Here is a 22,324-nt window from a genome sequence, read left to right as displayed (position 1 = left end):
TGTGCGCTCCCCTTCGGCTTGCTCGTGACAGTCCGGGCTCGCGAACGTTGTTCGGTGGGTCCGGCACCGCGACTACCGACGCCTTCTTGCCTCTCAGCGAGGTGCGCTGATGACAGCTGAGCAAACCGCCCCGTCCGGGCTCGACCGTGATGTGCGGGCCGATTTTCCGATTCTCGCAACGACGGAACGTTTCACGCGGTCACGTGAGTGCGTTCGCGTGTTCCTGAACGCCGCCGAGGCGCCGGAAATCGCGTTCACCAAGAGCGCGAACGAGGCGTTGAACCTGGTTGCCCAGGGTTTCGGGCCGCAGGCCGTGTCGGCCGGTGACGAGGGCCTGATCAGCGGGCTCGGGCACCACTCGGACCTGTTGCCGTGGCGGTGACTTTGTGCCCGGACAGGGGCCACTCTGCAGGTCGCGGCCGTGGACGAGAACGACGAGCTGTTGCTGGAGTCGTTCCGGGCGAAGATCACCGAACGGACGCGCCTGATCGCCGTGGCCCACGTCTCCAACGTCCGGGGCACCGAGAGCCCCGTGCGCGAGATCCTCACGGAGGCGCCCGGGCACGGCATTGTCATGGTGGTGGACGGCACCCAGGCCGTTGCGCACCGGACCGTGGACGTGCGGGACATCGACGTCGACTTCTACGCCTTCTCGGCGCACAAGATGTACGGTCCACATGGGGCTGGAGTGCTGTACGACAAAGCGGAGCGCCTCACGACGTGGCGTCGGCCACGCGCGCCGCCGAGGGGCTACGCGCCCAGGACGGCGTCACCGTGTACGGCGGCCAGGTACCCGGGGCATCGTGTCCTTCAATGTGGATGGCGTGCACCCTCATGACGTCGGCGGCCGTTTCAACTCGTCCGGGATCGCCGGTCGTACCGGCGTGCACTGCGCCGCTTCCTTCATGAACAGCCTTGGGACCCTCGGGTCCGTAGGCGCGTCGTTCGGTGTCTACAACAGCATGTCCGAGGTCGAGTTGTTCATCGAGCCGGTGTGGACGATGGAGAAGGGGTTCTGGTCGAACGAATACCCGAACGATCTGCTCCTGCCCAGCTGAGCCGGCCAGAAGAGGTGGAGGACGACAACGATGAAGTTCAATTCTCCAGTGCAACAGACAGGGACCGAACTGGTCACTGAGTTGCTCACCAATCCAGCAGCTCAGGCCGATCCGTACTCCACGTACCAACGGATGCACGCCTTCGGCCCGGCGATCACCGGACCGGACGGCGAGTTGGTGATCATCGGCTACCGGCTGGCGGACGGCGCACTTCGCGATACACGGCTGCCCAAGCAGGTGGGCGAGATGCTGGTTCGTATGGGCTACACGAACTGGCGGGAGCGCCCCTCGTTGCGGTTGTTCTTCACCAGTCTCGGGCATCTCAACCCGCCCGAGCACACCCGGCTGCGCAGGCTGGTGGCTGGAGCGTTCAACGCTCGTCGGGTGGCTGCGCTGCGGCCCGCTGTCGAGCAGACCGTTGCCGACGCGCTGGACCGGCTTTCCGGCGAGTGTTGTTTTGTCGACGAGTTCGCGTATCCGGTGCCCGTTACGGTTATCGGTGAGCTGCTTGGTATTCCCAGTGCGGATCGGCCGATGTTCCAGACGCTGGTAAGAGACTGGACTGGTGTCGTGAACGCGCAGGACCCGGCCACCGTGGAGAAGGCGGATTCGGCCGCTGTGGTCATCCGTGACTACCTTGATGACATGGCCGCACATCGCCGCGCTCATCCGCGCGACGACCTGATCTCCGCCCTGGTGGCTCCGGCTGACGGCAATCCCGGCCTGTCCGCCGAGGAAGTGACGGTTATGGCGGGTCTGCTGTGGGCCGCTGGTTTTGAAACCACCACCGGACTACTCGCCAACGGCCTGGTCGCGTTGCTCGACCATCCCGACCAGGCTGACCGGCTGCGCAGCGAGGACGGCCTGGTCGGGCCGGCGGTTGAGGAGCTGTTGCGGTTCGACACTCCGCTGCAGTTCCTGTTCGCCCGTACTGCCGCTGAGGACATGGTTGTCGCTGGACAGCCGATCGCGGCCGGCCAGCGCACCATGCTGGTGCTCGGAGCGGCCAACCGTGATCCGGAGGTGTTCGACGAGCCGGATCGGCTGCGCCTGGACCGCAACGGCGAGTCGCCGATGTCCTTCGGCGGCGGCATGCACTACTGCCTCGGCGCGGCACTGGCCCGGCTGGAGGCCCACGTCGCGTTCCCTGCGCTGCTCCGCGCCTTCCCCAAGCTGGCCCTCGCCGGACCAGGTGAGCGCCGTCCCGGGCTGGCCCTGCACGGTTACGTGCGACTGCCGATCTCGGCTTAGAGCGCCCGGCAGTGGGCACGCTGGGTGACTCGTCGTGCGTCCCGGGGACGGAGCCGACAGCGGAAAGGGTTGTCAACCAGTCGCCGGTGATACCGGGTGACGGGACGGGAAGGAGCGACCGTGAACGAGGATCTCAAACGCATTCCGGAACAAGGGCTCGAACTTAACAAAAAGGCCGCACTTCTCGAAATCGGCCTGGAGGGCGTCGGCCTCGACTCGCTCAGCATTTGGAGCCGTCGGTCCACTTGTCCGAGCGGCTCGGGCTGGAGGGCGCGGCCGGTCTCGGTGAGGTCGGCTGGATGGCCGAGCGGCGGCGGGCAAACGATTGACCGATCTCCTGTCATCTCCAGGTTGACAAGCAGGGGTTGTCAACCTAAGGTTGCCTCATGAATGAGCCGACCGCAGTCGGTGATCTGGTCCATCACGTGACCAGCCGGCGCCCGGACGGCGACGCGCTCAGACACCTGACCGACGCGGTGGCCAGGTCCGTATCCGACGCCGCGATCTACGAACGGTTCACGCCCCGAACCCGCGCGGACATTGCCGCGAGCGAGGACGAAGCCCGCGCGGCCGGCCACGACTGCGGCGGCACTGAGCGCATCGTCCTCGGCCTGCTCAGCCAACCGGTGGGCCTGGCAGCGAAGTTCCTCGCCACCGAGACAACCCCGGAACAGGTGCGTACGCGATGGCCGAAGCCTTCGGCCCAGTTATGGCGTTGCCGTTAGGGCGGTGCCCCAAGGCCGGGGTGGCAATGCCGTCGAGATCTGAGTTAGGAGCCGGTGATGTCTTCTTCGCAAGGTCCGGTGCGTGCTCCAGCGGAGCCGCAGGCGGCCGTGAACCCCAATCGCTGGAAGGCGCTTGTGGCAATCTGCATGGCGCAGTTCATGCTGATGCTGGACTCCAACGTCATCAACGTTGCTCTGCCCACCATTCGCACCGACCTGGACCTGAGGCTGTCGGAACTCACCTGGGCGGTCAGTGTCTACGTGCTGTTCCTCGGCGGGTTGCTGTTGCTCGGTGGGCGGCTCGCGGACATCTTCGGCGCGCGGACGATGTTACTGACCGGCCTGGTGGTCTTCACGCTCGCCTCCGCGGCCGGCAGCTTGGCGCAGAACGGGTTCATGCTGATCGGTGGCCGTGTCTGCCAGGGCGTCGGGGCCGCGATGATGTCGCCGGCCGCGCTCCGGGCACTCACCGGCGTGTTCACGGGCACCGAACGTAACAAGGCGCTCGGCGTGTGGTCCTCCCTGGGCGGCATTGGTTTCACCGTCGGCCTGCTCGCCGGCGGACTTCTCACCAGTGGCCCCGGCTGGCGCTGGGTGTTCGTCATCAACATCCCGATCGGCATCGTCCTGCTGATCGCCATCCGGGCCTTGGTGCCGGAGCGTCGGATCGAAGGCGCCAACCGGCGCGTCGATATGTTGGGCGCGGTGACTGCCACTGCCGCCACCGGTTTACTTATCTACGGCGTGATCAACGCCGGCAACAACGGCTGGGCGGACGTCGGCACGCTGGTGCCCATCGCGGCCGCGATTGTCCTGTACGTGGTGTTCACGTTCGTCGAACGCATCGTGCGGAATCCCTTGATGCGCCCGGGAATGCTGGCCCGCCGTCCGGTCGCGAGCGGCGCGTTTCTCATGCTCGCCGCCGCCGGCGTGACCGGTGGGGACGTCTTCATCACTTCGCAGTACCTGCAACACCTGCACGGCTACAGTGCGCTGTCGGCCGGGTTGTTCTTCCTGCCCGCCGCCGTGGCCAGCGTGGTCGGTGCCACTCTGGGCGGGCGACTGGTCGAGCCGCTCGGCGCCCGGCTGGTCGCGTTCATCGGACTGGGCCTGGTGGCCATCGGCAACGGGCTTCTCAGCGCCTTGTCGTCGCAGAGCAACGTTTTCGTCCTGGCTCTTCCCGGCGTCATCCTGTTCGCGCTGGGCGCCACCATGGTGTTCGTCTCCGCGACCACGTCCGCTCTTAGTGGGGTCGCTCAGCAGGAGGCCGGGGTGGTGTCGGCCACCGTCTACACGTTCAACCCGACCGGTTCCGCCATCTTTGTCGGGATAGGTTCGACCGTTGCCGCCGCGGGACTTGCCAGGACACCTACGATCGACGGATTCACCAGCGCCTACACGGTGTTCACCGCCGTCGCCATCGTCACCGCGCTGATCGCGCTGGTTCTCGTCCCGTCCCGGAAACCACAGACGCCGTGAAGGTCACGTCCTGGGCCGACGCTGGATACGCGAAAGTCGGCGATGCAGCGGCCATCGGAGAGTGTGTGTCCCGGGTGGCGACGGGTCAAGGCGAGCCAGACGAACATGCCCCAGCCGGGATCGTTCAGTGCTTCCATCACGATCGTCGCGGCCTGAACGGGCGTGGGAGGCGAGGTTTGGCTGGATATTGGCATAAAAGCAGGTGCGGGCGAGGTTTCGCGGTATGGGCAGTTCCATAAGTGGCGCACCTTCGCGCGCACTCCCGCGCGCTACATCGTCCGCACTTGCAGGGCTTATTCATAGTGGTCCGGATGCGCGAGATTTTTCCTCACGGCGATCCCCAGATGACTGAACGGGGCGAACTCATGAGGCTATCGAACGAGCCGGACACCGACATCATGGTGCTTCCCGGCGTCAGGTCGACACAAGGGATCGCCAGGGGAGCCGGCAACACCTTCTACTACGGCGACCTGTTCCTCGGTCACATCTACCGGGGAGACCTCAAGCGTCGGACCGCCGAGCTGTTCATCGAGGTCCCGGAAGGCCGGCTGGCCATGGGTCTGTGGACCGATCTCAAGCACGGGTGGCTGTTCGTCGGTGGCGGTCTTGGCTGGGCATACGTATACGACCTCGAGACCGGCGAGACGGTCGCGACCTATCAGCTCGGCAAGATCGACGATCTCGCGTCGACATTGGTGAACAAGGTCTACGTCAATGAGCGGGGCGCCTACTTCACCGACTCCTCGTGCTGCGTCCTGTACTTCGTGCCGATCAGCCCTGCCGGCGAGCTCAAGCCGGCCACCACCGTGCCGGTCACCGGCCCGGCAGCCGAAGTCAGCGGCGAGTTCAATCTGAACGGGATCGTCGCACCCGACACCGGATCGCCCCTGATCGTCTCGCACACCGCCAACGGCAGGATCTACACCGTCGACCCGGAAACCGGTGCCAGCCGGACGATCGAAGGTGTCGACGTCCCCAAGGCGGACGGCCTCGTGCTGGACGGCCGACTGCTGTGGGTCGTGCAGAACCGGGTCAACGAGGTGTCCCGGGTCCGGCTGAGCTCCGACTTCACGTCCGGCACTGTCGAAAACGTCATCACCCACGACGCCTTCCAGTTCCCGGCTACCGCCATCGCCTTCGAGAACCGGTTGGCTGTCGTCAACGCCAAGTCCGACACGGCCGAGACAGGCCTCCCACCCACCGCCGGCGAGTACGAGGTCGTTTTCGTCGACCGGTAAGGCGGCCAACCAGAGTCAACGTGCGCGGCAGCAGGCGCCGGGCGGGGCGCCGCTCTTCCGGCCGCTCCGTCCGTTCGCTCCCACGTGGGCTATCGCCCCGACCGCATCCGGATGTCCTGCGTCCAGGCGTTGGTCCTGCCGTTCGGTCTGGTCTTGCAGGCGGTGGCGTAGCAGCGCCAGAACCAAGCGCCGTTCTTGCGGCGACGGATTTCGATCTCGTTGCCGTTGCAACGGCCGCACTTCGGTGGTGCCGCGAAGGTCTCGGCGTGTTCTTGCTCCAGTAGCTTCCTGGCGAAGTGAGCGCCGCGCATCGTCAGCATGATCTCCCGGGTCCAGCTCTGGGAGAGCACGTTGAGGCTGCCGAGCATGATCGTCTGCTCATCGAGCACCGCGATCTTCTGATGCATGACGTTCATGGGCACCACCGAGTGCGCCACGGCTCGCAGGTCTGAGATCAGTGCCTGGTTGTCCCGCCGTTTCTGGAGCTGGTCGGTGTCGTCGCGAATGAATACGTTGATCCGTACGCCCCGGTCCGCAGCGGCTCGGAGTTCCGGCAGGAGCGTGCGCAGGCGGCCCGCGACCCAGGGAGCCCAGAGCCACAGGGACCGTCGCGCGCGCCGGATCTCCTCCGAGAACGTCCGGTAGAAGTCGCGCTCGTCATCGACCTCCGTCACTTCGACGTGCCGGCTCAGTACGTCCGAGAGAGCGCTGCCGAACTCGCCTCGGAAAGGCACGGGAGCGGTCGGTGGGGTGATCAGATTCCTGGCGTGCAGCACCCGGAAACCCGGTGTGCCGATGAGGGCTGCGACCTGTCCCAGCACCGTTGCCGCTCCTGCGGCTTTGAGACGTTCCATGCTGGCGATGACGTAGAGCCGGGTCTTCACCCGGGTGACGGCGACGTTGAAGAGGCGGACACCGTCGCGGGGCCATGTAGACGCTGCAGGTTGGCGGTGGGCGTTGGCCATCCACAGGGGCCGACTGCTCCGGTCACCCTCGACCGTGTCGAAGACGACTATGTCGAATTCCCGCCCTTGAAACTTGTGCGCCGTGCCGACTTCGGCCAGGGCATGGCCTGCCGGCCCCTCGACGTCCCGAAGAGCTTCCAGGGTGGCATCCGCTTGGGCTCGGTAGGGGGTGATGACGCCCGTTTCCTCGCCCAGCTCGCCGTGCAACTCCACCAGGGCCCGGGCGATCAGCGAACCGGCCGGCCACCAGCCGCTGCGGCTGCCCGTCAGCTGGGGCCTGGCCAGTTCGTGGAGTCCGTCGGTGTCGATCAGCACGATCTCAGGGTCGTTCGGTTCGCGCCGCCCTCGCGCCTGGGAGCCACCGCCCAGCATGCCCCCGTACGCGAGGTCGTTGGCCAGCCGCATGACGGCCGGGCCGAAGCGGTGCTGCTGGGTGAGGGTGATGCAGGCGGGATGGCCTTGTGCGTCGGCCGGCTCGGTTATGCCGCAGTGCGCGAACACATCCGGGAGCAGCCAGCGCTTGATGTCGGCGCGCTCCTGGTCCTTGAGCGCCGCCGGAATGACGGCGCCGAGCTGCATGAAATCCCCGAGCAGTATCGCGGCGCGGCTCGCCTTGCCCGTAGCGAGCAGCACCTCGGGCAGGGTCGCGGCGCCCACCTCGTCCACGAGCACGACGTCGTACGGACCTTCGAGGACGGACCGGTTGGTGCGGAATCGGGCCAGTGTGGTCGCAACCAGCCTCGCGGCCTTAATGATCTCGCCTTGGGCGTTGCGAGCCAGCCGCTCGTACTCCTCCTGGGCCTTCCGGTACTCCTTCTCAAGCCCGGGGCGGCGAGCGTCGTCGGCGGCCACGCTCAACCGCAAGCGGCGTGCACGGTCGAACTGGGTGGGCCAGCCCTTGCGGTCGGCTTGTTCGGTCAGCTCGTGGGCCTGCTCGGCCCGTACCACGACCTCGGCGGTCCGGGCCACCTCCCGATCCCAGCCCTCGCGGAGCTGCCGAGCCCGCTCCGCAGCCGTGACGGCGGCGTCGGCCTCGGCCGCGAGTGAGGCAGCCTGCTCGCCGGTGAGGGGGATGGCATCGACCAGCGCCGTGATCTGTGCACCGAGGGCCGCGATGTGGGTCGTGGCCGTGTTCCGCGCCTCAAGCGCCGCCTGTTGGGCAGTGGCGGCAGAACGTTCGGCATCGGACAGCTGCTGCCGGAGCTCCGCGATCCTGTCGCGGGCCCGCCGCTTCGCCCATGTTCCCCTGGCTTCGAGAGTGACTAGTTCCTCGCGCAGTGGAGCGCAGCGGCCTTCAGCCAGAAGTGCCGCGGCCTCTTTGCGCTCGGCCGCCTTGCGTATGTCAGTGATCTCGTTGGACAAACGGTCCACTTGGCGCCACTGCTCACGAGACGCTTCGGCCGCCTCATTGCGAGCGGTGGCGGCCTGTGCCGCGGTGACCGTTCGCTCGTGCAGCCGCACTACCTCGGAGTGCTGCCTCCGCGCCTCCGTTGCTTGGGCCCGAGCTGACGCCAGGTCCCCGCCGGGCGTGCGCAGCACCTTCAGTGCCGAGAAATAGGCGGAGGCATCGAAACCGGCCAGAGCGCCTTCCAGGGATGCCAGTTCGGCTGCGCGGTCCTTGACCGTGATGAGTTCGGCCTCGAGCGAGCTGCGCCGTTCGGCGGCCTCGGCCAGCCGCGCCTTCACCATCAGCGGCAGGGATACGGACGCGTCCTCGGCCACCTCCTTGAGATGCGGCGGGCCGACCCTGACGATGTCTCCCGGGCCGTGCTTCCGGTCCCGGATCACGCCCAGCAGAGCGTTGTCCACGGCGATGTTGGTCGCGGACACGAGCAGCAGCCGGTCTCCCCGGGCAATGAGTTCGCCGATGGCCCGCCGCAGCACCGTGGTTTTGCCTGTCCCCGGCGGCCCCCACACCAGGTGCACTCCTTCGCCGAGACAGGCTTGGTATGCGTCCTGCTGGGCGGGATGGAAACCGGGTGGGGCCCCGCTCTTCGACCGGGGCCCGCCGATGCTGCCCGCTGCCAGAGCGGCGGCGAGAGGGTGTTCTCCGAGGCCGGCAATGCCGTCGCGCAGGGCTTCGATGAGGAAGGCCGGTGCCTGCTTCAGCATCCACAAGTGAGGGTCCGTGGGCTCGGCGAACCGGGCCACTCGTACGGTCAGCAGGGAACCGTTCTGCACTGTCTCGGATACGGTGAAGCCGCCCGATTCGACACTGCTGTGCTCCGGCCCGGCGAGCCGTAGGCCGTCAAGCTGGTCAGGTCCGATGTCGGAGCCGCGCAGGTCCACCGCATACGTGCCGGCCTCCCCGGTACGTGCTGCTCGCCCGATGCGCTGCCAACGGGGTTGCCTGCCTGCGCCGCCCTCGACATTTATCCACTCGCTCAGCGCAGCCGCGATTTCCTCGCGCCACCCCACCCCTGCCCCCCCAAATAACGGTGTCTCGCCCCGGAACAGAGAACCTACCCCTGGCAACGGGCGGCGCACAGGCCAGTGGATCAGGCCGGTGCACGCAGACCAACTGGTGACCACCGGCCTTGCGGCGCTTGACGCGTCTTGCTCAAATGTTCGCGACTGGGAACTTGATGAGGGTGGGGATGGGGCATGGACGGGTTACGGGTGTCCCCGTGGAAGCGCTACGGGTACGACCGGCTGTATGTGAACGCTTCGGACGGGACGAAAGTCGCCTGGTTCGACCGGCGTACCGGGGAGCTGACCGTTCTTGTCGAGGTGCACCGGACGGCTGTGCTCGATGTCCTTGCGCCCTACCTGGCCGGTCCCGGCTTGACTCGTCCGGTCGCAGCGATGCCTCCGGGCGATCCGGAGGAGGGGCCGCTGGATCCGGGGGAGGATCTCGCGCGTCACCGTCCCGGAGAGGCGCTCCGGGCGAAGGTCGATGAAATGACGCCGGGGTTCTGGCGGCGGCTGCTGGACAAGCTGCTCGGGCGGCGCTCCGAGGCGGAGAGCTGGCGCAAGGGCCTGGTGGGAGAGCGGCGGATGGGGGCGGAGCTGGAGCGGCTCGCCGGCGAGGGATGGCGAGTGCTGCACTCGGTGCCGTTGCCGCGGGACGTGGACATAGACCACCTGCTGATCGGTCCGGGCGGGGTTTTCTGCGTCAACACCAAGTACCACCGGGGTGCACGCGTGTGGGTGGGCGACGAGGCCGTGCGGATCGGCGGCCGGTCGTATCCGTACGTGCGCAAAAGCAGGGCCGAAGCGAGGCGGGCGTCCGCAGCCCTCACCCGGGCCTGCGGCTTCGCCGTCGACGTGCGGCCCGTGCTCGCGTTCGTCGACACCGGTTCGCTCAGTGCGGTGCCGTCGCTGCGGGACGTGTACGTCATCCAGGCGCAGGAGGCCGCCTGGTTCCGGCAGTTCGCAGTGGTGTGGACCGGTGGTGACGTCGAGGCCATATACGCGGCGGCGCGCAGGCGAGACACCTGGATCAGCGCGTGACGGAACATTGCCACCGCACGGTGGTCGTGCTGCGGAACGGGTGAAGGCCGGGCCCCCGCGGCCGGCGGTTGACGGAGCGGCTCGGAATTCGCGACGGCTGATCGGCCCCCTTGTGCCGGCCGAGCGTGTCATTGGTCCCGACGGGTGACGATTGTCCCTAGGATTGTGGGATGCATATAGCGAGCACGTTCCCCGGAGGGGTGAGCCGGTGAACAGGTCCGAGGCCACCGACGAGCAGTGGGAGGGGCTGGCCGAGGTCGTCCCGCTCCGTGGGCACCACGCATGGCCGTCATGGCCCAACCACCGGGCCCTGCCCGAGGAGGAGCAGGCGCCCGATCCGAACCAGCGGCGCATGGTCGTGCTGCGGGTCCAGGTCTTCGCGGACGCCCGCGAGGTCGCCGAGCACCTGATGGCGCGGGTGCCGGTCCTGCTGGACCTCACCAGTGCCGACACGGACGTCGCCAAGCGCATCCTCGACTTCTCCAGCGGAGTCGTCTTCGGCCTGGGCAGCGGCATGCACCGGGTCGACACCAATGTCTTCCTGCTGGCCCCGGAAGGGACGGAGGTGGCATCGGGGTACCCCGATCGTAGGAAAAGTGATCAGCCGAAACGGTTTGGCTGATTATGTGACACATACGGTCCGGGCATGGACACTCGCTGTGCCCGACCGGACGTTCATCCCGGCGTTTCCTCTGTCGTCTCCCCTGTCGTCCCTCCTGCGGCCTCCCGTACGCAGCGGCCTGTCGTAACGGAGTTACGGCTGTCCGCGTTCAAATCGCACCGCAACGCTTCCTTCGCGCTCGGCCCGCTCACCCTCTTCCGGGGGCCGAGCGGCTCCGGCAAGTCCAGTGCGCTCCAGGCGTACGAGGTGCTCGCGCGGCTGGCCGGCGGTGACGCTCTGGGGGAGGCCCTGTCGCTTGTCGACGGCGGACCCGGGGCGTGTGTTCCCCAGCAGGCGCGGCCCGACGCCCAGGGGCGGCGCGGCTTCCGCATCGGCTGCACCGTCGAGGGGCCCGTGGGGCCCGTGCGGGTTGACGTCGCCGTGCAGGCCGAGCCGGAGCTCCGCATCGTCGGGGAACGGATGACGGGCTGCGGGCGCACCCTGCTCTCGACGGCGCTTCGTGACCCCGGCCGCCGCGCCGTGGAGGCCGCCTGGCACACCGCCGGCGCCGTCCCCGTCACTCGCGCGCCCCTGCCGGACGACCGGCTCGGCACTGCCTTGCTGCCCCTGCGCGTCGCGGGCAAGACCGCCGGGCAGCGCCTCGTCCTCGACGCCGCCGAGCAGGTCGTCGTGGCCCTGCGCGCGGTCTTCGCCTGCGACCCGCGCCCGGAGCTCATGCGCATGCCCGCCGCCGCGCACGACGGGCTGCTGCGCAGCGCCTGCGACAACGTCGCCGCGGTCCTGGACCGTACGCGTCACGAGTGCGCGACCCGCCACGCGGCGCTCGTGGCGGCGGTGGGGGCCGGCTGCCGCGTACCGGTGGACGGGCTGGGCGTACGGGAGGCCGGCGGCGGCCTCCTGCAGGCCGTGCTGGAGCGGAAGTCCGGCGACGGGACGCCCGTGGAGCGGCTCGGGGACGGCGAGTTGCGCTACCTCGCGCTCTGCCTGGTGCTGATGACCGGCCCCGGAGTCCTGGACATGGACCCCGTCGGCGAGGTGCTGCAGGCGCGGCAGGCGCTCACTGTCCTCGCGGACGACTTCGACCGCTGCCTGGACGCCCGGCAGGCGCGCGAGCTGATCGCCCTGGCGGTACGGATGGGGGAGCGCGGGCATGTGCGGCTGGTGGGGACGGTGCGGGGAACGGGCGACGGGGATGCTCCGGCCGAGGGGGTCTCGGTGGTAGATCTTGGGGGTGAATGCTGAACATCGAGAAGGCCGGGAAGAGTGCGGCGGGGCCGGCGAGGGCGCAAGCGAGCTGCGCGTCCTGCAGCGGCGGCTCGCCGACTTCGCGGCCGCGCGCCACTGGCAGCCGTACCACACCCCCAAGAACCTCGTCGCGGCGCTCAGCGTCGAGGCGTCGGAACTGGTCGAGATCTTCCAGTGGTTGACGCCGGAGGAGTCGGCGCGGGTGATGGAGCGGCCGGGGACGGCCGAGCGGGTCGAGGACGAGGTCGCTGACGTCCTGGCGTACCTGCTGCAGTTCTGCGAGGTGCTGGGCATCGACGTGGCGGCCGCCCTCGCCGCGAAGATCACGCGTAACGAGAAGCGGTTCCCGGTGCCGGACCGGGACACTCCGGATGCGCCGGATCGTCACTCTCCGGAGTGATTGAGTTATCCACACCCCATCTGGTATCCACAGATTTCTGAATTCCCCTGGCGTTTCCGGCGGTTAGTCATCACTCTGGGTAGTGAGAAGGTGTGGGCACGGCACAGTCGGGAAGTTGGGGGACCGGGTCATGGACGCAGTGCGGCTCATCGGAGCCACCCGGACGGCCCTGGCGCAGGCCAGGGTCGTCCACGACATCGTCACCGAGGCATGGCAGACCCAGGCGCTGGCGGGAGCGGTCGGCGGCCACCTCGCGGTCCACGGGCCCTTCGAGGCCCGTGCCGCCGCGGGGAGTCTGAGCGAGGCCGGGTCCCGCGCGTCCGGCGCGCTGCGTCAAACGCTGCGCGCCGGAGCGATACGGGCCGGGCAGCTCACCGAAGTCCGCGACCCCTGGAGCGCGTTGGCCGGGCTCTGCGGGCTCCTCGGGGAAGTGGGCATCGCCCTGGTGGGGGTCGCCTGCTCCTCCGACGAGGACGCCATGTACTGGCAGTGCATAGAAGCGATAGATGCCGCCGACGAGACGAGCGACAGAGTGCGCTGGTTACAGAGACGGCTCGCGTTGCGCGAGCGGGAAGGCGGTGCCGCGTGAGGCGCGGGCGCTCAGCGGTCATCCCCTCCGTCGACGGACGCGTCGACGGGCACGTGAGCAGGCACATCGATAGGCGCGTCGATGGGTGCGTCGATGGGTGCGTCGATGGGCGCACCGGCGGATGCGCCGGCAGGCGATCCGGTGGACGTGCCCGCGGCGGCGCCGGCGGGCTCCGGGCGCCCGTCACGCGGCTGCAGGTCCGCGTCGAGCTGCGACAGGTCCGCGTTGAGCGCGGCCATCAGCTCCTCCATCTGCTGCAGCAGGCCCTTCGGTGCGCCGGGCCGCCCGTCGGCGGGCTGGGTGGGCACCGTCTCGTCGGGCACGGCTTCCTGGGTCATCGCGGCCTCCTCGGCCCCGGCCCTCCCGGTGCGGGAGAGCGGTGTTGCGGTCGTCGCCTCCGGCAGGGTGCACCGGTGCGCGGGCCGGGCGGTCCGGCTCCGCCCGAGCCAACGACCACCGGCCGCGGCGGACACTGGCCGGAGCTCACCCGCTCGGCGGGGGCGGCGGAATTTCACCCGACCGGGGCGGGTGTACCGCCGCAGGGCGCAGCCGGTTGACGCCTGTTCGGCAGTGCAGGATGGAGGCATGGATCTGCGAATCTTCACCGAGCCCCAGCAAGGGGCCAGCTACGACACGCTGCTGACGGTCGCCAAGGCCACCGAGGACCTCGGCTTCGACGCCTTCTTCCGCTCCGACCACTACCTGGCCATGGGCTCCGCGGACGGCCTGCCCGGCCCGACCGACGCCTGGATCACCCTCGCGGGCCTCGCCCGTGAGACGCGCCGCATCCGGCTCGGCACCCTGATGACCGCGGGCACGTTCCGGCTGCCCGGCGTGCTGGCCATCCAGGTGGCGCAGGTGGACCAGATGTCCGGCGGGCGCATCGAGCTGGGCCTGGGCGCGGGCTGGTTCGAGGAGGAGCACAAGGCCTACGGCATCCCCTTCCCGAAGGAGAAGTTCGGGCGGCTGGAGGAGCAGCTCGCCATCGTGACGGGCCTGTGGGAGACGGAGCCGGGCAAGACCTTCGACTTCGGCGGCACCTACTACCGGCTCACCGACAGCCCGGCGCTGCCCAAGCCCGCGCAGCAGAAGCTGCCCGTGCTCATCGGCGGGCACGGCGCGAAGCGCACGCCGCGCCTCGCCGCGAAGTACGCCGACGAGTTCAACATCCCGTTCGCCTCGGTCGAGGACAGCGAGCGGCAGTTCGGCCGGGTGCGGGCGGCTGCGGAGGAGGCCGGCCGCAAGGGCGACGACCTCGTGTACTCCAACGTGCTCGTCGCCTGCGTCGGCAAGGACGACGCGGAGGTCGCGCGGCGTGCGGCGGTCATCGGGCGCGAGGTGGCCGAGCTCAAGGAGAACGGCCTGGCCGGTTCCCCGGCCGAGGTGGTCGACAAGATCGGCCGGTACGCGGCCGTCGGCTCGTCCCGGATCTACTTCCAGATCCTGGACCTGGACGACCTCGACCACCTGGAGCTGATCGCCTCCGAGGTCCAGTCCCAGCTGGCCTGACAGCGGCCCGCATCCGGCTTCCGGTCCCGGCAGCCGTCCCCCACCGAGGAGCACCCCTGTGACGCCCGCCCCCACCGTCCCCTTCGCCGGCGCGCTGGCGCGCGGTCCGCTCGTCCTCGACGGCGGGCTGTCCAACCAGCTGGCGGCGCAGGGCTGTGACCTGTCCGACGCCCTGTGGTCGGCCCGGCTGCTCGCCGACGACCCCGGGCAGATCGAGCAGGCGCACGCCGCGTACGTGCGGGCGGGCGCGCAGGTCCTCATCACCTCCAGCTACCAGGCCACGTTCGAGGGCTTCGCCCGCCGCGGGCTGGGCCGGGAGCAGGCGGCGGAGCTGCTGCGGCGCAGCGTCGGGCTGGCCCGGAGCGCCGCGGAGAAGGAGGCGCCGGGGAAGGACGTGTGGGTCGCCGCGTCCGTCGGCCCGTACGGGGCCTTCCTGGCCGACGGCAGCGAGTACCGCGGCCGGTACGGGCTGAGCGTTGCGGAGCTGGAGCGCTTCCACCGGCCGCGGATCGAGACGCTGGCGGAAGCGGAGCCGGACGTCCTCGCGCTGGAGACCGTGCCGGACGCGGCCGAGGCGGAGGCCCTGCTGCGGGCCGTGGAGGGCTGCGGCGTCCCCGTGTGGCTCTCGTACAGCGCGGCGGGCGGGCGCACCCGCGCGGGGCAGCCGCTGCGCGAGGCCTTCGCCCTGGCCGCGGGGAACGACCAGGTCGTCGCCGTGGGGGTCAACTGCTGCACCCCCGCCGACGCCGACGCGGCGGTCCGGACGGCTGCGGAGGCGGCCCGTAAGCCCGTCGTGGTCTACCCCAACAGCGGCGAGGAGTGGGATGCCGCCGCCCGCTCCTGGACGGGCGAGCCGGCCTTCACCCCCGACCGCGTCACCGCGTGGCGCGAGGCGGGCGCCCGCCTCGTGGGCGGCTGCTGCCGCGTGGGCCCGGACGACATCGCGGCCCTGTCCCGGGCGCTCGGCGCGGGGCCTGTGCAGACGTAGGGCCCGTGTCAAGGGGGCGGGTGAATGGGCCGTCAACGTACCAGGATATGAGGCAAGTTGGCGCAACCGCGGCTGCGGGCCGCCGGTTCACGGCTAGCGTGGATGCGGACGTGAACACAGCGTCACCGGGGGGAACGAGTACCGGGGGTGTGGAGGGATGGCCCAGCAATCCACCGAGGCGGCAGTCAGGGTGAGACCGGCGGACCTCGCGCCGGGCGCGGTGATCGCGCAGTCCCTGGACAACCAGTGGGTGACGGCGAAGCTGACCAGGGACATGGTCGCGCGCGGGAAGTCGCTCCAGGACGTCGGGAGCGCGCGGGACAAGGAGGTGCGCGCCGAGTACTTCCGCAGCCTGATCAACACCCGGCAGGTGGTGGCCAACCGGGTGTTCTTCTACAACAACGCGGCCGTGAGCCGTGACCTCCTGGAGGGCGGCGCGGCCCGCCGGGCGCATCAGAAGCTGCTGGCGCAGGAGGCCCTGGTGCCCTACCTGCTCAACGAGCGCGACCCCGCCGAGCCGCCGCGCCCCGGCCTGGGCTATGACGCGCGGGCGTTCACGGCCTGGCAGGAGACCCTCGAAGGGATGCCCGCCGGGGAGCGCGTGAAGTGCGTCCGGTTCTCCTGGGAGGACCAGGAGAACCGGGACGCCACCCGGTCCGCGCTGTTCAACGCGTTCGCCGCGCGGGTGCAGGCGCTCACCGCGAAGGACATCCCCCTCCTCGCCCGCCAGCTCGGGGTTCCGGAGCCGCGGTACGGGGCGTTCGCGGAGCGGATCGGCGAGGTGGTCCGGTGGAGCAACGAGCACAGCGTCCGCGGCGACCTCGTCACGCGCAACCTGCTCTACGAGCAGTTCGTGACGGTGCCGGGCACTCCCGTCTCCGAGGGCCGCTACGACGGGACCAAGCCGTTCGCCGCGGAGATCAAGCAGCTCCTCGACCTCATCTACAGCGTGAACCTCGCCGACGCCCTCGGCATGTGCCCGCTCACCCCGGCCGGCAGCCTGCGGCGGGTCGCCCTCCAGGAGTGGCGGGACGTCCGTACGACCGTGGCCGGTACGGTCACCGACCCCGAGCAGCTGCTGCTGTTCCTGCAGCGCCAGGCGTTCTCCACGGTCCAGGACCGGCTCGCCCTGACCCCCTCCGCCGTCGACGCGCTCGCCCTGGAGGACATCTGCAGCCTGCGCCAGAGCGACGCCTGGAACGCGTACATCCGCGCCTTCGACGCGCTGGCATCCGACCCGGCGGCCTTCCAGGAGCGGGTGGGTCCCGTCTTCGACCGCTACGTCCGGCTCAACTCCGAGATCGTCCGCCTCGCCGATGCCCGCGGCGACCGGCGGGCCGGGGCCAACAGGTGGCTGCCCGTCATCGAGGTCGTCGTCACCGTCGGCGGTGCCGTCTTCACGGCGATCACCGGCGACGAGTCCTGGAGTGTGGCCGGCAGCCTCGGCGGGATCTCGGCCAAGTACGGCGGCTCCGTGCAACTGGTGCTCCGCAACCGGGTGGAGGGGCGGCGCGAGCAGAAGTTCGCGCGGGAGCTGGCCGCGGTCCGGTTCGACAGCACCCGGGAGTGGGAAAGGTTCCACGGCATGGTGCGCAGGCTGCCCGGGTACCGGGAGGAGGGCGGCGCCCCGGCCGCCACCGGCTCCGCCACCGTGCAGGACGACATCCCGGAGTACTGAGACGACACCCCGGAGTGCTGAGCCGATGCCAGACGAGACCGCGGCCACCCCGTACGACCGGCTGCGTGCCGCCCGCCCCGAGCTGTTCGGCAACGCCCCGGGCGGGATCGACATCCTCCTCGACCCGGCCGAGGTCGAGGCGGCCCGGCGCGCGGCGCACGGCACGCCGGAGGCCGGAACGACGGAGGAGGGTGCGTCCCCCGTCGACGGCGCGCCCCCTGTCGACGGCGCGTCCCCCGTCGATGCCGCGTCCCCCGTCGGCGTCGTCTACGCCGACCGCTTCGTCACCCTCGTACGGGACGCCGTCCGGTTCCCCGGCGGCGCCCTCGGGCTCTACATCCGCATGCTCTCCACGGCGGCGAGCCCCGGCGCGGTCGTCCTCCCCCTCACCACCACGGGCGACATCGTCCTCGTCGAGCACTACCGCCACGCCACCCGCTCCTGGCACTGGGAAGTTCCCCGCGGCATGGGCGCGCCGGGCGCCACCGGCGCGGAAAGCGCCGCCCGGGAACTCGCGGAGGAAATCGGAGCGGAAGCCACCGAATGGATTTCCCTGGGCCGGCTGCATCCCGACAGCGGCCTGCTCGGTGATCACGTCGAGCTGTTCGCCGCCCGTATCGACGGTTTCGGCCCGCCGGAGACCTCCGAAGGCATCCGCCGGATCGTCACCCGCCCCTGGCCGGAGGTCTCGGAAATGGTGGCAGCGGGGGACATCACCTGCGGATTCACCATCGCGGTCCTCACCCGCGCTCTCCTGAACGGGCTACTGGGAAATACCACCGGAACCACCGGCGAAACCACCACCGAAGCCACCGGCGAAAAGAGTTAGTCGAAAACGGTCGTCCCGGGCGATACTCGACCGCGTGTTCCTGACGATATCCACCACCGGCACGGCCGGATCCCCCGCGACCGATCTCGGATTCCTGCTGCACAAGCACCCTGACAAGGCGCAGCGGTTCTCCACCTCCCACGGCACCGCGCACGTCCTCTACCCCGAGGCCGGCGCGGAGCGCTGCACCGCCGCGCTCCTGCTGGAGATCGATCCGGTCGCGCTGGTGCGGAAGGCCAAGGACAGGAGCCGCGGCGGGGCGCCCGACTCCGCCCTCGCCCAGTACGTCAACGACCGCCCGTACGCGGCGTCCTCGCTGCTCGCCGTCGCCATCGGCGGCGTCTTCTCCACCGCGCTGAAGGGCCGGTGCGACGCCCGCCCGGAGCTGCCGGGGATCGCGCGGCCGCTGCGCGTCGAGGTGCCGGTGCTGCCCGCCCGCGGCGGCGCGGCCCTGGTGGAGCGGCTGTTCGCGCCGCTGGGCTGGACGGTCACCGCGGAGCCGGTGGTGCTGGACGAGAAGTTCCCGCAGTGGGGCGACTCGCGCTACGTACGCCTCGTCCTGGAGGGCGAGCAGCGGCTCGCGGACGCCCTGCGCCACCTCTACGTGCTCCTGCCGGTCCTCGACGACTCCAAGCACTACTGGGTCGCGCCCGACGAGGTCGAGAAGCTGCTGCGGGCCGGCGAGGGCTGGCTGGAGGACCACCCCGAGCAGCGCCTGATCACCGGCCGCTACCTGGGCCGCCGCTGGTCGCTGACCCGCGATGCCCTGGAGCGCCTGGCCCTCGCCCGCCTCGCCGAGGCCGACGACACCGAGGCCGAGGCGCTCGACAACGCCGTCGACGAGGAGACGGACACCGAGGAGCGGCCCGTGCCGCTGGCCGTGCAGCGCCGCGCGGCGATCCTCGACGCCCTGCGTGCCGCCGGTGCCGCCCGCGTCCTCGACCTCGGCTGCGGCCAGGGCCAGCTCGTGGGAGAGCTCCTCAAGGACCCGCGGTTCACCGAGGTGGCCGGCGTGGACGTGTCGACGCGCGCCCTGAAGGAGGCCGCGCGGCGGCTGCGCCTGGACCGGATGACCGAGCGGCAGGCAGCGCGGGTCACGCTGTTCCAGGGCTCGCTCGCGTACACCGACCGCAGGCTCGCCGGATACGACGCGGCCGTGCTCAGCGAGGTGATCGAGCACCTCGACCTGCCGCGGCTGCCCGCGCTGGAGCACGCCGTCTTCGGCGCGGCCCGCCCCGCGACGGTCGTCGTCACCACCCCGAACGCCGAGTACAACGTCCGCTGGGAGACCCTGCCCGCCGGTCACGTGCGGCACGCCGACCACCGCTTCGAGTGGACGCGCGAGGAGTTCCGCACGTGGGCGGCGGAGGTCGCGGAGCGCTACGGCTACGAGGTCGTGTTCGCCCCCGTGGGGCCGGACGACCCGGAGGTCGGGCCGCCCACCCAGCTGGGTGTCTTCACCCGTACAGAGCGTACAGAGAAAGAGCCGGAGCAGGAGAAGGCCGCATGACCAGCACAGCAACAACCGCCGGGGCACAGGTGAAGCGGACCCTCGCCGTCACCGACCTCTCCCTCGTGGTCCTGATCGGCGCGACCGGCTCCGGCAAGTCCACTTTCGCCCGCCGCCATTTCAAGCCCACCGAGGTGATCTCCTCGGACTTCTGCCGCGGTCTCGTCGCCGACGACGAGAACGACCAGAGCGCCAGCGGCGACGCCTTCGACGTCCTGCACTACATCGCGGGCAAGCGCCTCGCCGCCGGCCGCCTCACCGTCGTCGACGCGACCAACGTCCAGTCCGAGGCCCGCCGTCAGCTGGTCCGGGTCGCCCGGGAGCACGACGTGCTGCCCATCGCGATCGTCCTCGACCTGCCCGAGGACGTGTGCGCCGCGCGCAACGCCGGCCGCGCCGACCGGGCCGGCCTGCCCCGCCACGTCATCCAGCGCCACCGCCGCGAGCTGCGCCGCTCGCTGCGCGGCCTGGAGCGCGAGGGCTTCCGCAAGGTGCACGTGCTGCGCAGCGCCGAGGAGGCCGACTCCGCCGAGGTCGTCCTGGAGCGCCGCTACAACGACCTGCGGCACCTCACGGGCCCCTTCGACATCATCGGCGACATCCACGGCTGCAGCTCCGAGCTGGAGACGCTCCTCGCGAAGCTGGGCTACGAGGACGGCGTCCACCCCGCCGGACGCACGGCCGTCTTCGTCGGCGACCTCGTCGACCGCGGCCCCGACAGCCCGGGCGTGCTGCGCCGCGTCATGGGCATGGTTGCCTCCGGCAACGCCCTGTGCGTGCCGGGCAACCACGAGAACAAGCTCGGCCGCTGGCTGCACGGCAAGAAGGTCCAGCACACCCACGGCCTGGCCGAGACCATCGAGCAGCTGGAGCGGGCGGACGCCGAGGACCCCGCCTTCCGTGAGCGGGTGCGGGAGTTCGTCGACGGGCTCGTCAGCCACTACGTCCTCGACGAGGGCAAGCTGGTGGTCTGCCACGCGGGCCTGCCGGAGAAGTACCACGGCCGCACCTCGGGCCGCGTGCGCTCGCACGCGCTGTACGGGGACACGACGGGCGAGACCGACGAGTTCGGCCTGCCCGTGCGCTACCCGTGGGCCGAGGACTACCGCGGCCGCGCCGCCGTGGTCTACGGTCACACCCCCAACCCGTCGGCCACCTGGCTGAACAACACCATCTGCCTCGACACCGGCGCCGTCTTCGGCGGGAAGATGACCGCCCTGCGCTGGCCCGAGCGCGAGCTGGTGGACGTACCGGCCGAGCGGGTCTGGTACGAGCCGGCCCGGCCGCTGGCGAGCGACGCGCCCGGCGGCGAGGACGGCCGCCCGCTCGACCTGGCCGACGTCACCGGCCGCCGCGTCGTGGAGACCCGGCACATGGGCCGGGTCGCCGTGAAGGAGGAGAACGCCGCGGCCGCGCTGGAGGTCATGAGCCGCTTCGCCGTCGACCCGCGGCTGCTGCCCTACCTCCCGCCCACCATGGCGCCCTGCGCGACCTCCCAGGAGGAGGGCTACCTGGAGCACCCGGCGGAGGCGTTCGCCGCCTACCGCGCCGACGGGGTGCGGCAGGTGGTGTGCGAGGAGAAGCACATGGGCTCGCGGGCCGTGGCGCTGGTGTGCCGCGACGCGGACGTCGCGCGGGAGCGCTTCGGCGCGACCGGCGGGGTGAGCGGCGCGCTGTACACGCGCACCGGCCGGCCGTTCTTCGACGACCCGGAGATGACCGAGCGCGTCCTGCGCCGGCTGAGCACGACGGCCCGCTCGGCCGGGCTGTGGGAGGAGCTGGAGACCGACTGGCTGCTGCTCGACGCCGAGCTCATGCCCTGGTCCCTCAAGGCCCAGGGGCTGCTGCGCCACCAGTACGCGGCCGTGGGCGCCGCGTCCGGCGCGGTCTTCCCGCCGGCGCTCGCCGCGCTGGAGTCGGCGGCGGAGCGCGGCGTGGACGTGTCCGGGCTGCTGGACCGCCAGCGCGAGCGGGCCGCGGACGCCGCCGCGTTCACGGAGGCCTACCGGCGCTACTGCTGGACCACCGGCGACAGCGCGCAGGGCTGGCCGGGGGAGCAGGAGGAGACGCAGTCCCTGCGCCGGGTCGGCTCCAAGGGCACGGACGGCCTCGACGGCATCCGGATGGCGCCGTTCCAGATCCTGGCGGTGCAGGGCCGCAGCCTGGCCGCGCTCCCGCACGACCAGCAGCTCGCCCTGATCGACCGCATGATCGAGGCGGAGATGCACGGCACGGAGGCGAACAACGGCCTCTGCGCGTACATCCCGGTGCACATGAACCGCCTGCTCGCCCCGACCCGCCGGCTCGTCGTCGACACCGAGGACGAGGCGTCCGTCGCCGCGGGCGTGCGGTGGTGGCTGGACCTGACCGGCGCCGGCGGCGAGGGCATGGTCGTCAAGCCGCTGCAGGCGCTCGTACGGACCGGGGGCGGGCGGCTCGTCCAGCCGGGCGTCAAGTGCCGCGGCCGGGAGTACCTGCGGATCATCTACGGCCCCGAGTACACCCGCCCGGACAACCTGTCCCGGCTGCGCGCCCGCCACCTCGGCCACAAGCGCTCGCTCGCCCTGCGCGAGTACGCGCTCGGCCTGGAGGCGCTGGACCGGCTCGCGGAGGGCGAGCCGCTGTGGCGGGTGCACGAGGCGGTCTTCGGGGTGCTCGCCCTGGAGTCCGAACCGGTCGACCCGCGGCTTTAGGAACGGACCCGCGGCTTTAGGAACGGACCCGCGGCCTGCATGCGCCGCGGGCCGGTCGCCCGGACCGTGGCGCGGGACGCTCCCCGTACGGG

General features: G+C 70.5%; 18 protein-coding genes and 1 pseudogene. 17 read left to right on the top strand and 2 right to left on the bottom strand.

The genetic code is table 11. The annotated features are described in order from the left end of the window. Nucleotides 1-109: 109 nt before the first annotated feature. The 6 genes and pseudogenes from B7P34_RS38280 (at nucleotide 110) to B7P34_RS06225 (ending at nucleotide 5,751) form a co-directional block, all read left to right on the top strand. Nucleotides 110-838: pseudogene (locus B7P34_RS38280) on the top strand (aminotransferase class V-fold PLP-dependent enzyme). Then, nucleotides 804-1,058 carry an aminotransferase class V-fold PLP-dependent enzyme gene (locus tag B7P34_RS37290; protein ID WP_286157449.1) on the top strand — a complete coding sequence of 85 codons (255 nt, stop codon included), beginning with the start codon at nucleotides 804-806 and terminating at the stop codon, nucleotides 1,056-1,058. Before B7P34_RS38280 ends, B7P34_RS37290 begins: the two are co-directional and overlap by 35 nt. Nucleotides 1,059-1,088: 30 nt before the next feature. Continuing rightward, nucleotides 1,089-2,309 (top strand): cytochrome P450, encoded by a 1,221-nt coding sequence (locus tag B7P34_RS06245; RefSeq protein ID WP_106674786.1) that lies wholly within the window; start codon nucleotides 1,089-1,091, stop codon nucleotides 2,307-2,309. A 386-nt stretch (nucleotides 2,310-2,695) separates the two neighbouring features. After that, nucleotides 2,696-3,034, top strand: a complete 339-nt coding sequence (locus tag B7P34_RS06240; RefSeq protein ID WP_106674785.1) for a Clp protease N-terminal domain-containing protein — start codon at nucleotides 2,696-2,698, stop codon at nucleotides 3,032-3,034. A gap of 57 nt (nucleotides 3,035-3,091) precedes the next feature. After that, nucleotides 3,092-4,513 (top strand): MFS transporter, encoded by a 1,422-nt coding sequence (locus B7P34_RS06235; protein WP_106674784.1) that lies wholly within the window; start codon nucleotides 3,092-3,094, stop codon nucleotides 4,511-4,513. Between the two features lie 311 nt (nucleotides 4,514-4,824). Then, the gene (locus tag B7P34_RS06225; protein ID WP_223267555.1) at nucleotides 4,825-5,751 is read left to right on the top strand and encodes a hypothetical protein; all 927 of its coding nucleotides are present in this window, start codon (nucleotides 4,825-4,827) and stop codon (nucleotides 5,749-5,751) included. Between the two features lie 89 nt (nucleotides 5,752-5,840). On the opposite strand, the gene B7P34_RS06220 is transcribed toward B7P34_RS06225, so the two are convergent. Then, complete coding sequence (locus B7P34_RS06220) at nucleotides 5,841-9,134, bottom strand: AAA domain-containing protein (protein WP_106674781.1); 3,294 nt, start codon at nucleotides 9,132-9,134, stop codon at nucleotides 5,841-5,843. A gap of 186 nt (nucleotides 9,135-9,320) precedes the next feature. Here B7P34_RS06220 and B7P34_RS06215 point away from each other — a divergent pair, with 186 nt between their 5' ends. The 5 genes from B7P34_RS06215 to B7P34_RS06195 all read left to right on the top strand — a co-directional run bounded on the left by B7P34_RS06215 (nucleotide 9,321) and on the right by B7P34_RS06195 (nucleotide 13,025). After that, entirely contained in the window at nucleotides 9,321-10,169 is an 849-nt protein-coding gene (locus B7P34_RS06215; protein WP_106674780.1) for a nuclease-related domain-containing protein, read from the top strand. Between the two features lie 208 nt (nucleotides 10,170-10,377). After that, the gene (locus B7P34_RS06210) at nucleotides 10,378-10,791 is read left to right on the top strand and encodes a cell division protein SepF (RefSeq protein ID WP_106674779.1); all 414 of its coding nucleotides are present in this window, start codon (nucleotides 10,378-10,380) and stop codon (nucleotides 10,789-10,791) included. Nucleotides 10,792-10,815: 24 nt separating this feature from the next. Beyond that, nucleotides 10,816-12,033: an AAA family ATPase gene (locus B7P34_RS06205; RefSeq protein WP_106674778.1), complete on the top strand. Its 1,218-nt coding sequence runs from the start codon at nucleotides 10,816-10,818 to the stop codon at nucleotides 12,031-12,033. Beyond that, complete coding sequence (locus B7P34_RS06200) at nucleotides 12,023-12,436, top strand: nucleotide pyrophosphohydrolase (protein WP_353620232.1); 414 nt, start codon at nucleotides 12,023-12,025, stop codon at nucleotides 12,434-12,436. Before B7P34_RS06205 ends, B7P34_RS06200 begins: the two co-directional genes overlap by 11 nt. A 130-nt stretch (nucleotides 12,437-12,566) precedes the next feature. Beyond that, complete coding sequence (locus B7P34_RS06195) at nucleotides 12,567-13,025, top strand: DUF6099 family protein (protein WP_106674777.1); 459 nt, start codon at nucleotides 12,567-12,569, stop codon at nucleotides 13,023-13,025. A gap of 11 nt (nucleotides 13,026-13,036) precedes the next feature. Here B7P34_RS06195 and B7P34_RS06190 read toward each other — a convergent pair whose 3' ends face one another. Further along, the gene (locus tag B7P34_RS06190; RefSeq protein WP_106674776.1) at nucleotides 13,037-13,363 is read right to left on the bottom strand and encodes a hypothetical protein; all 327 of its coding nucleotides are present in this window, start codon (nucleotides 13,361-13,363) and stop codon (nucleotides 13,037-13,039) included. Between the two features lie 247 nt (nucleotides 13,364-13,610). Here B7P34_RS06190 and B7P34_RS06185 point away from each other — a divergent pair, with 247 nt between their 5' ends. The 6 genes from B7P34_RS06185 to B7P34_RS06160 all read left to right on the top strand — a co-directional run bounded on the left by B7P34_RS06185 (nucleotide 13,611) and on the right by B7P34_RS06160 (nucleotide 22,232). Continuing rightward, nucleotides 13,611-14,534, top strand: coding sequence for an LLM class F420-dependent oxidoreductase (locus B7P34_RS06185; protein ID WP_106674775.1), 924 nt, complete (start codon nucleotides 13,611-13,613; stop codon nucleotides 14,532-14,534). Nucleotides 14,535-14,592: 58 nt separating this feature from the next. After that, the gene (gene mmuM, locus B7P34_RS06180; RefSeq protein ID WP_106674774.1) at nucleotides 14,593-15,522 is read left to right on the top strand and encodes a homocysteine S-methyltransferase; all 930 of its coding nucleotides are present in this window, start codon (nucleotides 14,593-14,595) and stop codon (nucleotides 15,520-15,522) included. A gap of 157 nt (nucleotides 15,523-15,679) precedes the next feature. Then, nucleotides 15,680-17,200, top strand: a complete 1,521-nt coding sequence (locus B7P34_RS06175) for a hypothetical protein (RefSeq protein ID WP_106674773.1) — start codon at nucleotides 15,680-15,682, stop codon at nucleotides 17,198-17,200. Nucleotides 17,201-17,225: 25 nt separating this feature from the next. Next, nucleotides 17,226-18,029: an NUDIX hydrolase gene (locus B7P34_RS06170; protein WP_106674772.1), complete on the top strand. Its 804-nt coding sequence runs from the start codon at nucleotides 17,226-17,228 to the stop codon at nucleotides 18,027-18,029. Nucleotides 18,030-18,063: 34 nt separating this feature from the next. Continuing rightward, complete coding sequence (locus B7P34_RS06165) at nucleotides 18,064-19,539, top strand: 3' terminal RNA ribose 2'-O-methyltransferase Hen1 (protein WP_106674771.1); 1,476 nt, start codon at nucleotides 18,064-18,066, stop codon at nucleotides 19,537-19,539. Then, nucleotides 19,536-22,232, top strand: a complete 2,697-nt coding sequence (locus B7P34_RS06160; protein ID WP_106674770.1) for a polynucleotide kinase-phosphatase — start codon at nucleotides 19,536-19,538, stop codon at nucleotides 22,230-22,232. The genes B7P34_RS06165 and B7P34_RS06160 overlap by 4 nt, the downstream gene beginning before the upstream one ends. Nucleotides 22,233-22,324: the final 92 nt, after the last annotated feature.

This window comes from Streptosporangium nondiastaticum (genome assembly GCF_003011965.1).
GTDB lineage: Bacteria > Actinomycetota > Actinomycetes > Streptomycetales > Streptomycetaceae > Streptomyces > Streptomyces nondiastaticus.
This window is presented reverse-complemented; position numbering and strand designations above follow the sequence as displayed.